Source organism: [Leptolyngbya] sp. PCC 7376 (genome assembly GCF_000316605.1).
In the GTDB taxonomy this organism is placed as follows: Bacteria; Cyanobacteriota; Cyanobacteriia; order Cyanobacteriales; family MRBY01; genus MRBY01.
This window is the reverse complement of the sequence record NC_019683.1, coordinates 4,178,656-4,193,087: the sequence shown is the minus strand read 5'-3', so window position 1 is coordinate 4,193,087 and position 14,432 is coordinate 4,178,656. Positions and strand designations below refer to the sequence as shown.

The following is a 14,432-nucleotide window of genomic DNA, read 5'->3' as shown; positions in this document are numbered from 1 at the left end:
TTTCTAGTTCTCCTGTGCAACGCAATAAGGGTGTTTAGGAAGTGAATTTTGTACAGTTTGGGATTCCGACGAAGGCATATCAAACGTCAATAGAAGAGTCCCATCTTCTAGCTGTTGCCAGCCTCGGGCCGTTTTGGGGACTACAGAAGAGTTTTGAGCGGCTACAGGTGATGTCTGAGAATCAGCTATTTCTTGAATATTATCGGGATTACCTAAATAAATCAGTATCGGTGAAGAGATACCCACATTTCCCTCAGGTTTATTTGATAGGCCTCCTTTTCCAATGAGAGTTAAATCACTGCCACCAGCAATTTTTTCATCTTCAACCGCACAGCCATGTAAACCCACTAAGTCTTCTGCATCAACTAAGTCCGCAGGTAATTCATTAAGACCTGCTGTTTCATCAATTTCTGGAAGGCTAATGAGGACTTCCCCATCTACTCCTAAGTCTGATTTTGCAGAAATATCGTTTCTAAGGGCTATGTCTTCTCCTGTAAATTCAATCCCGAATAGAGAAACTGAATCATAGGCTTTGGAAAAAATATTGATCTTACCTCCATTTCCAGCTATCGCTTCAGCCACAATATTATTGTCTTGATTGGGTAGGGCGATAATAAAAGGAGTAATGATATTTATATTGCCTCCATCGTCACCTGAATTAGTCGTGATATTACTGTCGCTTGTTAGAAATAAATATTCGGGGACAAAAACATTGATATTACCCGCGTCAGTACGATCACTTATTGCATTCAGTCTGGAGTTGTTGATGAGTGATAAACGATTTGATATTAATTCAATGCCTCCGCCAATACCATTTCCTTGAGCACTGACTGCAATATCTGAATTGTCTAAGACTGTACTGATTGGGTCGATAATTATGTTGCCACTATTGCCACTGGACTCGGGTAAGGCACTAGATAGAATTTTGCTATTTAGAATATTTAGATCTTCGGCAACCGTTAGCTTAATATTACCGGCGTTTCCTGAACCAGCAGTAGAAGTTGATATAGTTACATCTTCACTCAGCGTAAGATTTTGACTTGTAATATTGATATTACCCGCATCACCAGTGCTAGATGTTTCTGCTGACAATAGTCCGGCGCCACTAATCTCAATATTCCTAGGTGCTAAAACTATTAAATCACCTCCTCTTCCGCTACCAGATGTTGAGGCAGATATTTTTGAATTTGGGAAGAGTTCTACATTTAAATCAAGGTTATTTTGATATGGTTTTAAGGCTAATATTCCTGCTGGAGATTCTCCCTGTGTTTCAGCAAATATGCCTACTTCTCCTCTCAAATTCATTTGGTCAGAATTCAATCGAATACTGCCACCTCCTTCTCGACTTGAAGAGTTTTCGGTTGCTGTCGCTGTGACTCGTGCTGTATCAAAAACATTTAAGACAGGAGTATTTACAATGATATCTCCAGCTTTTCCAGCACCAGATGTTTCTACAGAAAGTATTGGAGAGAAATCTTGTACTCCACGACCTAGATTGACGTCGCTTGAAGCATTAATAGTTATTGTGCCGCCATCGCCTAATCCATTAGTTTGAGCAAGAACTCTACTCCCTTCTAAAATATTCAGAGTTGATGTATCAAATTGGATATTTCCGGCATCACCAAAATCGTTACTATCACTGATTACTGAGCTTCTAGCTAGAGTAATAGTTTTTGGACTAATTATATTTACATTTCCTGCTGGCTTACTACTATTACTCTCACTGGTAATGGAGCTATCAATTAAATTTATATTGCCCAAACTCTCAATCAATACATTTCCTGACTGCCCTAAACCACCAAGATCTACAGAGAACTTAATTTCAAATGGTTGACTTCCTAATTTAATTTCTAATTGTTTGCTTGTAACGACATCGATATTATTTAGTTCCAAGTCGTTACTGCCCAAAATGCTTACAGCTCCTGATTGTGACGTAGAAGAAAGAGTGAGAATTTCAACGTTTTCTAGTATATTCGGAGTTTCAATTATAATATTTCCACCAAAACCAGATTCCCCGAAAGTCGAAAATGTACTGGAAGTGAGCAAAGCATCACTTCTCAATAAAGAAGATACAATAGGGGCTAAATCCCCTTGAAAACCTCTGTCACTACCAACAATTGAGATATCGCCTTTTTCTTTGATTGACAGATAGATATCTCCACCATTTCCAGAATCTCCCAAAGGGAAAGAAGCACCACTCATCATTAAATTGTATAGTACTAAATCAGATAATGAAAAAGAAGAGGCAGATATAGCTTTTGATGTAATATCTCCGTTAAATGTAGATATCTGAATATCTCCAGCATCTCCTGAAGGTGAAACAACAAAGAAGTTAGAATTAGGGAAATTGGGATTAAAATTAGGATCAAAATCAGGATCAAGAATAATAGTAGAGTCAGAGCTTGTAGCAGCTATAGAATCAGAACTGATAAAACCTGTTTTGACATCCCCAATATTTGTCAATATCGAGATTTTACCTCCATTACTCCGAGAAATACCTCGTGAAGAAATTGCAGCAGAAAAAACATCACCTGTTACTATGCCTCCATTAATTGTCGAAAGGTTGATATTCCCTCCACCTCCATTAATATTAATATTTGAAAGTAAAAAAGAAAGAATATTCCCCACAAATATACTACCTGTATTAGTTGATATATTTATATCTCCCCCTTTAACTATTTGAGGGTGGAATTGAGGGACTTCAAACAGTTCAGAAGTGTCTAGTGAGGAATTTACTGATTCAATTAATATATCCCCTGACAGTGTCGATATACTCAGATCATTGCTGTTACGAAGAACATCACTAAAGCGTTCATTTTCAGAAGAGGTATTAACTTGACCCATTGAGATATCACCGGATAACGCAAATACGTTAATCTCACCTCCGATCACATTATCGGTTTGGATGTTTCCCGTTACTGTTGATATATTTATATTTCCGTTATCACCATGATAAAGAAATTGATTTATCTCACTAGTAGAAATGTCTCCTACTGTAGTCAACAAATTTATATTTCCATTATTCCCATAATAAAGATATTGCTCAATATTACCAGTCAAAATATCTCCTGTCATAGTCGATATTTTTATGTTCACATTCTCACCACTATAAGAGTATTGATAGATATAATCGGTCGAAATATCTCCTGTTATAGTCGATATATTTATATTTCCATTCTCTCCAGAATATGAGTATAGCAATTTCTAGTCGAGTGAGGTGCAATAGCAGCAATGTGTAAACCAGCATCGAATATCATCAAGGGTAATCTTGGAAAAAGCTACCTCAATTGCCTTGTCTAGAGCTAGATAAGTTCTTGCCCCGATACTTTTCAAGGTACTTTTCAACTTTGACCAGCAATTTTCAATGGGTGAAAAATCTGGAGAATAGGGAGGAAGGTAAATCAACTTAGCTCCCACGGCCTCAATCATTGTGCGTACTGACTCTCCTAAATGAATCGAACAGTTATCCATCACCACACATGCTCCCGCCCATAAGTTTGGTATTAACTTCTGGCTGATGAATGCTTCAAAGGTTAATCCATCCGTACTCCCCAGCAGATGATAATTAGCGACCATTCCCTTGAAGCCTAATGCTCCAATCAAAGAAACATTCTTGCCTCGTTTACTGGATTTCGGACTATAAGCTCGTTTCCCTTTCTCAGAACGTGCCCTCAGTCTTGTCATGGCTAAGTTCACGCCCGATTCATCGATAAAAATCAAGTTTTTCGCTAGAGTCGCTTGCATTTTCTGCCAAAAATCATATCTGGCTTGTTGCACTCGTTTTGTCGCCTTAAGGTCTGGATAGAATGTTTTTTTTGAGGCTATATCCCATTCTTCTTAAGGTGCGATGCATGGTGCTATTGGCCACACGGAGACCAGTGCGTTTCTCCATCTCATCACATAGTTCCGCTAGCGTCGCATCGTTTTTCTTGGTGAGCAACTGGCGCAATATTGTTTGATGCTCTTCGTTTAATTTGGGAGGTGTTTGTTGGCTTCGTTTTTTCGGAGCAATCGACCCTGTCAGTCGTTTTTGGTCGAGGAGCTTTTGTACAAAACTTTTCGCCACTCCAAATTGTCGGGCAAGACTACTTTGACTCACACCACCCCTTTCGTAGGCATCCACTATTTTCTGTCTTAAGTCTAATGAGTAGGCTTTCGGCAAGATGCTACTTTCTTCCTCACCAGTCAACTCACCTATACTACTTCATACACCTTGCTAGGCTGAAATTTGCTGTACTGGTAGATATCACCAGTTAAAATATCTCCTAGTTATTGTCGATATCTTTATATTCTCACTATCTTCAGAATCATAAGAATACTGTGTAATATCACCAGTTGAAATATCCCCTGTTACAGTCGATATATTTATATCTCCAATGTCTCCGTCATAAGCATATTGCTCAATAGAACCAGTAGAAATATCTCCTGTTACTGTTGAAAGGTGAATTTTAGCTCCAGTATTTATGTCACCTTGGATTTCCAGTATGCCATTCGCTGAGATATGTAAGCTTTCGCCAACCTTCAAATCTGCTTCACTTGTGATTTGTCCTTTATAGTTGCGAAGAGAATTATCGAATAAAGAATCGGGATCTATAGAGAGTAAATCACTAGGGGGCGCACTATTAATACTGAGTAGAGTTCCATTGTCTAACTCGATATCAGTAGCGGTTGATAATAACAATGAACCATCAATATCCAAGCTGGCATTATCTCCAAAAAAAATACCATGTGGATTTATCAAAAATAGACTTGCATTACCATCAACTCCTAACGTCCCAAGAATATTACTTGCTGTTGATCCAGTAACACGGGTAATAATATTGTCTATAGTGACTGGATTTGCGAAGTAAAGTCTTTGATGAGGATCGATATTAAACTCTCTAAAACTATGAAGGACACTTCCATTCTGAGAATCACCACCGATGACGTATTTTGCTAAGCCTCCACGAACTAACTGATCCGACAAAATATTTGTTGTTGTTGTCCCATCTGGCAACAATTGTGCGGATAAAGGTGAAGGAATTAACGTGAAAGAAACAGAAGCGATAACTATCGCAGTCGCGAAAATAGTGGAACTTTTCATCGTGAGGGGCAGATACGAGAACAAGGCTTGACAACCAATATAAAAGGCTTATTCGAGGGCTCTAAACAATGACAATAAATATTGATATTGAATTATTTTTTATCTTTTAGCCATGCAGTCAGGATGCATTGGAATATTTTGACTTGACTGCAGGGAGGATTGATTAACCAGTGCAATCTTGCCATCAGGAAGTCTTTGCCATCCTTTAGCTAGTTGAATTTCTTCAGGTGTCACTATTCTTGTCGTCGAGAGTGGTGTTGAATCGTGAGGGATATCGGTAGCGATCACCTGAATATTCTTAGGATTGCCAAGGTAGTCCAGAGTTGCAGTAGGGATACTTGAATTACCATTCGGGTTAACAGGTAAGCCTCCTTTCCCTGTGACCACTAATTCACTACCGCCAGCAATTTCTCCTTGCTCGACCGCGCATCCATGCAAACCAACTAAATCTTCCGCATCAACTAAATCTCCTGGCAATTCATTTAGTCCCTGGGCAGGATCAAAACTAAGATTCAGAAATGTCACGTTACCAGAGATACCTAACTGTGAGCTTGCACTGGCATCACTGCTTGTATTGTTACGTAATTCTAAAGTTGAAAAACTATTTTGAGGCGTTAACCCAAAAATACGATTAGCAGTAAGCGAAACATTACCACCGTTTCCACCGACTGCATTGGCTACAATGTCGCTGTTTTCATTAAATAACGCAATAATAAAGCCAGTATTTATATCAACATTGCCGCCACTACTTACATTAGCAATGCTAGTGGATTCAGCATTAATAAAACTACCTCGGCGCAAAAGAACAAGATCATTCACATCAAGTATGATATTGCCCCCGCCAAAATCAGAAGCTGTTCTTGCAGACAGTTCAAGTCCTTGGTCTAATACAACTGAATTGGCAAAAACATTTACATCACCTGTTTCACCAGAGTCTGATGATAAGCTTTCAACAGTTAATGCCCCTTTACCCTGAATAGTTACTAACTCAGTCCCCTCAATTGTGAGGTCACCCCCTCTTGCTGGACTGTTTGTTGTGGCACTGATTACGCTGTTATCTGCCAGAGTAATTAGTAAATTCGAGTTACTTCTTGACCTCAAAGTGACTGAACCAGCTGTTCCTCGATCAACAGTACTGGCACTGACTGCTCCCTTATTGAAGACTGAGAGAGTATCCGTCGTAATGTCAATGCCTTCACTATTGCCTGTCGCTCCTTCATTCACCTGACTGGCAATGGTAGAGCCAATGCCATCCACCAGGATATTGCCTGTAGCATCAATTTGTAATAGACCAGCATTACCCTCAGCCCCTGTAGAGGTATCTACTTTGCCACCAGCCAACACATTTAGATTTCCGGTATTGATGTCAATCCCTCCACTATTCCCCTTGGAACCTTCATTGACTTGACTGGTGATGCGAGAGTCTAGATCTCTTACAGGATCAACAACAGGAATATTATCGCCAATGACATTAATGTCACTCATAGCACTGATTTTCAATTGACCAGCATTCCCCTGAGCTCCATCAGTGGTCGTAGCAGTGATGAGACCTCGGTTTCGCACTGAGAGATTATTCGTAGTGATATCAATACCTTCACTACTGCCTGTAGCTCCTTCATTCACTTGACTCGCAATACTAGAGCCAAGATCCGAAACTAAAATATTCTCCCTAGCAGCAATTTGTAATAGACCAGCATTTCCTTGGGCTCCAGTCGAGGTATCTACTTTGCCACCACCTCTAACATTCAAGTTTGCAGTGATTATATCAATTCCCCCACTATTCCCCTTGGCTCCTTCATTGACTTGACTGGTGATGCGAGAGTCTAGAAACGTTTCTGGGTCTGTATTAGGATTGTTATCCCCAACAATATTTATATCGGCGATCGCATTAATCTTGACTAGACCAGCATTCCCTCGGGCTGCATTGGTAGTTGTCGCAGTGATCAGTCCTCGATTCTGCACTGAGAGATTATTGGTGTTGATATTAATGCCCTCACTATTTCCAGCTGCCCCTGGATTTACCTGGCTGGCGATGCTAGAACCCAGGCCATCAACCAAAATGTTTCCTCCAGTCGCAATCTTTAACAGGCCAGCATTCCCTTCCGAGCCTGTCGAAGTATCTACTTTGCCACCACCCATGACATTTAGATTGCCAGCAGTAATATCAATACCCCCACTATTACCTTCTGAGCCCACATTTACTTGGCTGATAATGCGAGAGTCAGCAATCGTTTCAGGGTCTGTCGCAGGATTGTCATCACCAATTACATTAATATCGCCTGTTGCAGTTATGGTGACTACGCCAGCATCGCCTTGAGCTCCATTAGTCGTCGTCGCGCTGATCAATCCTTGGTTCAGTACTGAGAGATTATTAGTACTGATATTAATGCCATTACTATTGCCTGTAGCTCCTGGGTCCACCTGACTAGCGATACTAGAGCCAAGGCCATCAACCAAAATATTTCCTCCAGCAGCAATCTTTAACAAGCCAGCATTACCCTCCGAGCCTGTTGAAGTATCTACTTTGCCACCACCCGTAACATTTAGATTGCCAGCCGTAATATTAATCCCGCCACTGTTGCCTTCTGAACCCACATTCACTTGGCTAACAATGCGAGAATCAGCAATCGTTTCAGGATCTGTTGCAGGATCGTTATCACCAATGATATTAATATCACCCATTGCAGTAATGGTGACTACGCCAGCATCACCTTGAGCTCCAGCAGTAGTCGTAGCGCTTATAAATCCCTGGTTCAGGACTGAGAGATTATTAGTAGTGATACTAATGCCATCACTATTGCCTGTAGCTCCTAGATCCACCTGACTGGCAATACTAGAGCCAAGGCCATCAACCAAAATATTCCCTCCAGCAGCAATTTTTAACAGGCCAGCATTACCCTCCGAACTCGTCGATGTATCGACTTTGCCACCAGCCCTAAGGTTTAGATTTCCAGTGGTTATATCAATGCCTCCACTGTTGCCCTCTGAACCCGCATTCACTTGACTAATAATTCGAGCATCGGAATTGGTGATGGGGTCATTGTCTCCAACCACATCAATATTACCCGTTGCAGAAATAATGACTAATCCAGCATTGCCTTGAGCATCGTTAGCGGTTGAAGCACTTATAATGCCTTGATTTTGTACGGAGAGATTATTCGTTGCAATATTAATACCATTGCTACTACCTACAGCTCCTTGATTTACCTGGCTAGCGATACTAGAACCAAGACCATCAACTAAAATATTTCCTCCAGCAGCAATCTTTAACAAGCCAGCATTACCATCAGCCCCGGTAGATGTATCTATCTTGCCACCAGCCCTAACATCCAGGTTCTCGGTTGTTATATCAATACCACCACTACTTCCTCCTGAACCTTCATTTACCTGACTAATAATGCGAGAGTTGAGAGGAGAGTCAGAACCATCACCAATAACATCGATATCACCTGTTGCCGTAATCTTCACTAATCCAGCATTACCCTGAGCTCCAGCAGTAGTCGTGGTACTGATAGCTCCTCTATTCTGAACAGAAAGATTGGTTGTAGCAATATCAATCCCTCCACTATTACCTGTCCCACCTGGATTTACCTGACTGGTAATACTAGAACCTACCCCATCCACTAAGGCATTAGTTGCAACAACTCGTATTTGACCAGAGTCGCTCTCATTATTTGTAGATGTATCAAGCTTTCCACCAGCAACAATATTCAAGTTTTCAGTGAGGACAATAATATCTCCTCCTCCTAACTGCTCTAGTGAAGCTCCGGAAACATTAATGTTCGGAGCTCTAAGGGTTAAATCATAGATTTCATCATTGGTCACACTATCATTGACCTGAATTGTTTCAGCAGCTTCTAAAGTCAGACTATTTTGACGCAGCAAGTTTCCAACTGTATTCGGCAATAGGTGAATATTTTGTCCTCCATATTCTGTCTCTGCAAGAAAAAAATCATCAAAGACTGGATCCTGTTCATCAGTCAATGTATTAAATCCAGCGGGAGCAACAACAGAAATAGTTATATTGATAGGATCCAGCAGTAAGCTGCCAGGTTGTCCATTAAAAGCTCGAGTATCAACTTCACCGTCAAAATATAAGCTCCTTTTACCTGAAACCTCTACAAACCCACCGTTACCGGAATTATTTCCCCCTTGAGCGCTAATTTCTCCGAAAAAGCGAGTAATGTTATCTGCCCAAATAACGACATAACCACCATGTCCATCGGCTAGAGCATCAGCTCGAATATTTACCTCTGGTCCCACATATGTCTGAGTTGCATTTGGGACTGTACCCAAACCTTGATAATCTCCTCCAATTAACACCTTGCCATTACCCGCATTACTGGAGACATCAACCTCAGCCTGATCAATTAGCCCAACCCGATTTCCCAAAATCATCACAGTACCGCCAGTGGCGGTCAAACTGCCACTGTTCAAGACAGTATTTCCAAAAAATGTCAGGCTTTGCCCTATACCTACTGAAAGATCACCTTTATTCGTAATGTCACTTTGGGGTTGGCTGTTAAACTGCACCCCTAAGGGCACACTTATACTTAACAATTCATTACCATCTGTAGGTGTAGAGCTAAAGTTATTACCATCTGTAAATGGAATACTCTCTGCCGTACTTGCTGTAAATGAACCGGCGATATCCAAACTCGCATCTGACCCAAAATAAATTCCATTTGAGTTAATCAGAAATAAATTTGAACTCCCTTCAACTCCTAAAGTCCCTAAAATTTCAGAAGGATCATTTCCTGTTACTCGTGTAAGAACGTTGAGCACAGATTTATCAGGGACAAAATAAACTTCCCCAGATGCTGGCACATTAAAATCTTGAAAACTATGAAATAAGTTGTTTAACCTCTGTGCTCCACCGCTAATCTTGTACCGATTAACATCGATCTGATTAACTATTGAACTTTCTATTCCCAGAGTGTTATCTGGGTGAATCTGGGCTGAAATTGATAGCTGGTAGTAAGGAACAGAAGAAAAAAAGACTGAAGCACCCAACAAAATTTTCTTTTTCACACAGAGAACCTCCCAAAAAGAAAGAAAGTATCAATTAGGAATGAATATGCTGTCATTCACTTTAGAAAAAGTGCCTTAGAGGATGTCTGAAAAGTCTTTATGTTCGATAAATACTGCGTAAATTCCGCCAGGTTGATCGCCTGAAGTGCTTATTGTTACGTGCAACTCATTTCGACAAAAGTTACGGTCAGACCCTTTTCAGACATCCTCTTAGAGCTCAACTCTGTAATGTCTCAACTCATTATTAATGTCTCAACTCATTATTGGTCACTAATTTCGACAATATTCACACCAGCCTGAAGTTGGATGACTGCCTGCTCAAAAGTAGCAGAGAGTAATTTTCTGAGATTGCGATTAGTTACATTGCCACAAGTAATCCAGAGAATTTGAGGTGGCATTCCTAGACGACAAACGAGATCAACGAAATCGCTGTCTTTCGTCATGATGACTACATTGGCTTGTTCTTGAGCTGCACCAAAGATCTCTTCATCCTTAGCATCGCGTAAACCTATATCTCTCAAGGCTTCAGCTTCCACATCGAATGTAGAACTTAACCAGCCTGCTAATGAGGGTGGCAGTTGAGCATCTATCCAAAATTTCATGCTGTTAAACGCGGAAATTCAGTACGTTTAGCGGCAAAGATCAAACAGGCTTGGATATCAGCAAACTCCAGATCGGGAAAGTCTTCCAACAGTTCATCCACACTGACACTTTCAGCAAGCATTTCGAGGATGTCACACACTCGAATGCGCATACCTCTTATGCATGGGCGACCACCACACTGACCGGGGGTTTGAGTAATACGTGAGAGTAAAGTATTCGATGTATTCATCGCGCGTGACTGTGACTATCAAGAGAGGTCTTAGCCATCATCCTAAACCGCACAGTAAAGAATGTAACCAAGATAAGTTTTCTGGTTTAGAGTGATCGCCCAACTCTAAATAAGAGGTAGATGCAAAAGGTAATCAGATTTAATCAAGCATAGGTGGTTTTGGTCAAGCTGAATTTAACCGAATACTTTCATTCACCCGCATCACATCATCCTTCGTATACCAATGGTGATAAATCCTGAAATGCACATCTAGACTATGCCCCATCAACTTTGCTGCATCCACAGGCTTTAAACCAAACTCCTTAGACCGTCGTGCGTAACAATGGCGCAGATGATAAGGTGGAAAACCCACACCATAGCGACGAAATTGATTGGTCACCCGATGGCCAAGCGCATCATAATTCGGAGGATTAGACTCCAAGTTTTTCGGGGGACATAAATTTGCTTCAAGCTCAAAAAGCGCTACCCATTCTGGATAAAGCGGCGATACATGACGAGAACCAGTCTTTCCTTCACTGACCCAGATAAGGCCATCCTTATCAAAATCAACAAAGAAAATTTCATGAGGCCGTAAACCATAGGTTGCCAACATGCCGTAGGCCCATCGCCAAACAAGATTAGGCAAACTACTAACCTTGTCTGCAATCACTTTGTCTTTTGGCAGAATACGTGTTTTCAAACTCTTTTGACCGTAGTCGCCTTTATAGCGCTTTAGATCACAATTTAGCCCTGCAAACTCGGCCAATTTAGAAAGCGCCATAGTCCCTCTCTGACGTTGTCTCGTTCCTGCTGGAATAGACAAGAGAGTATCTTTTAAGACCTTAGCCGATAACTTTCTATGAGCTGGTAACTTACGAAAAATTTGGTCGTAACTAGTGCGGTAAGTCGTGTAAGTTTGCGGACGATCTGGTCGCCGCTGAAAATAATCTTGTTTGAACCGATCACACCATGCATCACAAGTCTCACTACGATCTCTGAGGTAGGGTAACCAGTTGAACTCACCATTGGTAAGTAGCTCACCTAACTTAATCGCTTCTTCTTTAGCAATCTGTAACCCTGCTTCATTCGCATTAATGCCTAAAGAGATGCGTTGTGAAAAAGCAAACTGGCGTTTTGAGTCAGGCTTAGGGGGAAGAGTCGCACGCAAATACAGCTTGTGCCCCTGTCTTTCAACGGTGACGCGAATGTGAAGGGACTTCAAATGACTATTGAGTTGTTCAAGATCCATATTTGTCTAGACAAAATCTAGACAAGAACCAACCGAATATTGAGCGTACCGTACTAACCAAGTACTGGTGTATTGTAATCCTTAACCTACATAGGATGCAAGCACAAAGTTGCTGGGTAGTGATGCACAAGTAATGGTCATAACTGAAGAGAGAGATTATAGTGTCTGAGAAAATAGACCACTGCTCCAATGTGGTTTTCCCACTTCTTCGAGAAGGAAAGTGCCTGACGGACTAAGCGGGACGTTCTCTGACGTAGAGTGTTGTTGAATCTCTCAATATGATTTGTTTGTCCAGTCTCCTTGCCCACAACTCGATGACGTTTACTCGGTAAGACACAGCCATAGGCATCCCAATAATCGGTGTAGACCAGCGCACACTGACGATACACAGGAGGCAGAGAATCCCATAATTGTTTCGCAGTCTTTTGACTACGGTCTCCGATGGCATATCCCACCACCTCTCGGGTGTCTCGGTCAAGAGCCAGCCAAATCCATGCTTTCTCACCTTTACTACCGACAAAAGACCACAATTCATCCATTTCGATGGTCAGTTGCCCTCTTTTTTTTGAGTCACAGGTAACTCGTGAGGCACAGTCTCTAATTTGGCATTGACATAGTACTGTAGCCAGCGCAGAGAGACCCCTGTGGCACGAGTGATACCAGCGAGAGAGAGACGTTCTAATAGGAGACGGTCAATCAATTGACGAGTGTCAGTTGCAATGGGAGGGTGGGCAGGATGTTCCACAAACTGGCGACCACATTCATGGCAACGATAGCGCTGCTTTCCCGAATGGGTGTGACCATATTTAATGGTGCTGGGAGACTGACATTGAGGGCAAGTGAGCACGGTGAGACTTGACGTTTAATCTTGCCCCTATTCTTCCACAACCATTACTAGTGCACCACTACCAGTTGCTGAACTCTCTTTTTTCAGAGAGAAACCTTTGACGAAGAAAATAGTGACTAGAAAGCCCCGGATATCCACCGCGTAGAACTGAGCCATTATTTATTGTCTGGAGAAATTCAAGACTTTTGTGGAATTTTCCTACGCCTTAAGCAGATATAAACGTCGTTCTCGCTGTCGCTCTGGGGTATTAAACTGCAATAACTTTTCTGTGGTTCTACCAACTGGCGTTTGACCAACAATACGGTCTTCTTCCAAGGAAAAGTGCTCAGACCAATTCTGATTACGTGGGTGATAGAGAAACGTGAATTCATCGGTAATCGGATCAAAGGAACCTAAGTCAGAACCCTTATATCGATTACATCGCCAACAAGCATAGGCTAAGTTTTCTAGCTCTGTTGCACCGTCATGTTTTTCCGCAATGATGTGGTCGATCTCATGGGGAAAGAAACCGATATTCGCAGGTATTCGACAATACTCACAACAAGCATTTGCCCGTTGGATAACCTGTTCTCGGAGTTTATTGGAGATATAGCTCATGCAGCAGTCGGCAAACTCTTAAGATTACCGAGCTTGAGCATCACAATTAAATGTTCGATGCGTTCATATTCCTGCAACTCAGACTCTTCTTGAGATGTTAATGTCCCAGCTTGGTTGCGCTCTAGCAATGTCTGCAATCTTTTCTGCATATCTGGGGTCGGACGAAATTCGGCGATTGCTTCAGGGGATGGATTGCTAATCAGAAAACCGAGGATATAGCTATAAATATGGGCTGGCATCACAGGCTGATTTAAGCCAATAGATAGTACTTCACCAAGACGATCACTTTGAGCAAGGGCTTGTACCTGCTCGGCAAGATCATCGGGTAAGTCTAAAAGTACTTGAGCCATAGCTAAACCGTCGTAGTTACTTTTATTCTAAACCTCTTGCACTAAACCATAATTTTCTATCCGAATAGTGCAACCATCCAGCATTAAGGAACTTCGAATATCAAGCTGCTTAAAAGCGATTAACCGTCTAGACAAAATCTAGACAAACAAAAGTCGCATATCGAACGAACTCAACCAACTAAGTACAAATACATCAAACCTCTTGTATTGCATCGGTTTTGAGTACAAACTTACTGACGGAATTTGATTGTGATAAATACTTTTCGAGCGGGGCAAGAGCTTATGAGTCCCCTGCTCTAACCAACTGAGCTACCGAGCCGTGTTTTTTTACTGGTTATATTCGTTTTTCAAACAGAACCAGTCGTAACCATTTCAAATAGGAATGTCAAGTTTGTTTCCTTGATTAATCCGAAACTGGGAAAATCACCTAGGACTTCTGTCCTCAGTTCCTTAATGAGAATGGA

The 14,432-nt window shown here is 41.4% G+C and carries 12 protein-coding genes; all 12 read right to left on the bottom strand.

Translation table 11 applies throughout. The features are described 5' to 3' along the window. Window positions 1-3: 3 nt before the first annotated feature. Entirely contained in the window at window positions 4-3,075 is a 3,072-nt protein-coding gene (locus LEPTO7376_RS18865) for a hypothetical protein (protein ID WP_015135687.1), read from the bottom strand. A gap of 129 nt (window positions 3,076-3,204) precedes the next feature. Beyond that, window positions 3,205-3,777 carry an IS630 family transposase gene (locus LEPTO7376_RS27900; protein WP_041763060.1) on the bottom strand — a complete coding sequence of 191 codons (573 nt, stop codon included), beginning with the start codon at window positions 3,775-3,777 and terminating at the stop codon, window positions 3,205-3,207. 13 nt (window positions 3,778-3,790) lie between these two features. After that, entirely contained in the window at window positions 3,791-4,189 is a 399-nt protein-coding gene (locus tag LEPTO7376_RS27895) for a transposase (RefSeq protein WP_225901096.1), read from the bottom strand. 57 nt (window positions 4,190-4,246) lie between these two features. Then, window positions 4,247-5,083 (bottom strand): filamentous hemagglutinin N-terminal domain-containing protein, encoded by an 837-nt coding sequence (locus LEPTO7376_RS25160; protein WP_015135686.1) that lies wholly within the window; start codon window positions 5,081-5,083, stop codon window positions 4,247-4,249. 99 nt (window positions 5,084-5,182) lie between these two features. Continuing rightward, entirely contained in the window at window positions 5,183-10,114 is a 4,932-nt protein-coding gene (locus tag LEPTO7376_RS18845; RefSeq protein ID WP_015135685.1) for a filamentous hemagglutinin N-terminal domain-containing protein, read from the bottom strand. A 260-nt stretch (window positions 10,115-10,374) separates the two neighbouring features. After that, complete coding sequence (locus LEPTO7376_RS18840; RefSeq protein ID WP_015135684.1) at window positions 10,375-10,716, bottom strand: DUF5615 family PIN-like protein; 342 nt, start codon at window positions 10,714-10,716, stop codon at window positions 10,375-10,377. Next, window positions 10,713-10,946 carry a DUF433 domain-containing protein gene (locus tag LEPTO7376_RS18835; RefSeq protein ID WP_015135683.1) on the bottom strand — a complete coding sequence of 78 codons (234 nt, stop codon included), beginning with the start codon at window positions 10,944-10,946 and terminating at the stop codon, window positions 10,713-10,715. Before LEPTO7376_RS18835 ends, LEPTO7376_RS18840 begins: the two co-directional genes overlap by 4 nt. A 163-nt stretch (window positions 10,947-11,109) precedes the next feature. Continuing rightward, the gene (locus tag LEPTO7376_RS18830) at window positions 11,110-12,174 is read right to left on the bottom strand and encodes a phage integrase (protein ID WP_015135682.1); all 1,065 of its coding nucleotides are present in this window, start codon (window positions 12,172-12,174) and stop codon (window positions 11,110-11,112) included. A 137-nt stretch (window positions 12,175-12,311) separates the two neighbouring features. Continuing rightward, window positions 12,312-13,021 (bottom strand): IS1 family transposase gene (locus LEPTO7376_RS25155; protein WP_225901104.1). Its coding sequence is split into 2 segments (ribosomal slippage): window positions 12,312-12,742 and window positions 12,742-13,021, totalling 711 coding nucleotides; the frame shifts between segments, so codons are not numbered across the junction. Window positions 13,022-13,048: 27 nt separating this feature from the next. Then, on the bottom strand, window positions 13,049-13,177 hold the full coding sequence (locus tag LEPTO7376_RS28470; RefSeq protein WP_015135681.1) for a hypothetical protein: 129 nt from the start codon (window positions 13,175-13,177) through the stop codon (window positions 13,049-13,051). Window positions 13,178-13,219: 42 nt separating this feature from the next. Continuing rightward, the gene (locus LEPTO7376_RS18815) at window positions 13,220-13,618 is read right to left on the bottom strand and encodes an HNH endonuclease (protein WP_015135680.1); all 399 of its coding nucleotides are present in this window, start codon (window positions 13,616-13,618) and stop codon (window positions 13,220-13,222) included. Next, complete coding sequence (locus tag LEPTO7376_RS18810) at window positions 13,615-13,968, bottom strand: hypothetical protein (protein WP_015135679.1); 354 nt, start codon at window positions 13,966-13,968, stop codon at window positions 13,615-13,617. Before LEPTO7376_RS18810 ends, LEPTO7376_RS18815 begins: the two co-directional genes overlap by 4 nt. Window positions 13,969-14,432: the final 464 nt, after the last annotated feature.

Coding starts and splice junctions, on each gene's coding strand:
- LEPTO7376_RS25160 (WP_015135686.1), bottom strand. CDS start 5,083: ATGAAAAGTTCCACTATTTTCGCGACTGCGATAGTTATCGCTTCTGTT.
- LEPTO7376_RS18830 (WP_015135682.1), bottom strand. CDS start 12,174: ATGGATCTTGAACAACTCAATAGTCATTTGAAGTCCCTTCACATTCGC.
- LEPTO7376_RS28470 (WP_015135681.1), bottom strand. CDS start 13,177: ATGGCTCAGTTCTACGCGGTGGATATCCGGGGCTTTCTAGTCACTATT.
- LEPTO7376_RS18840 (WP_015135684.1), bottom strand. CDS start 10,716: ATGAAATTTTGGATAGATGCTCAACTGCCACCCTCATTAGCAGGCTGG.
- LEPTO7376_RS18810 (WP_015135679.1), bottom strand. CDS start 13,968: ATGGCTCAAGTACTTTTAGACTTACCCGATGATCTTGCCGAGCAGGTA.
- LEPTO7376_RS18815 (WP_015135680.1), bottom strand. CDS start 13,618: ATGAGCTATATCTCCAATAAACTCCGAGAACAGGTTATCCAACGGGCA.
- LEPTO7376_RS18865 (WP_015135687.1), bottom strand. CDS start 3,075: ATGACAGGAGATATTTTGACTGGTAATATTGAGCAATATCTTTATTAT.
- LEPTO7376_RS18835 (WP_015135683.1), bottom strand. CDS start 10,946: ATGAATACATCGAATACTTTACTCTCACGTATTACTCAAACCCCCGGT.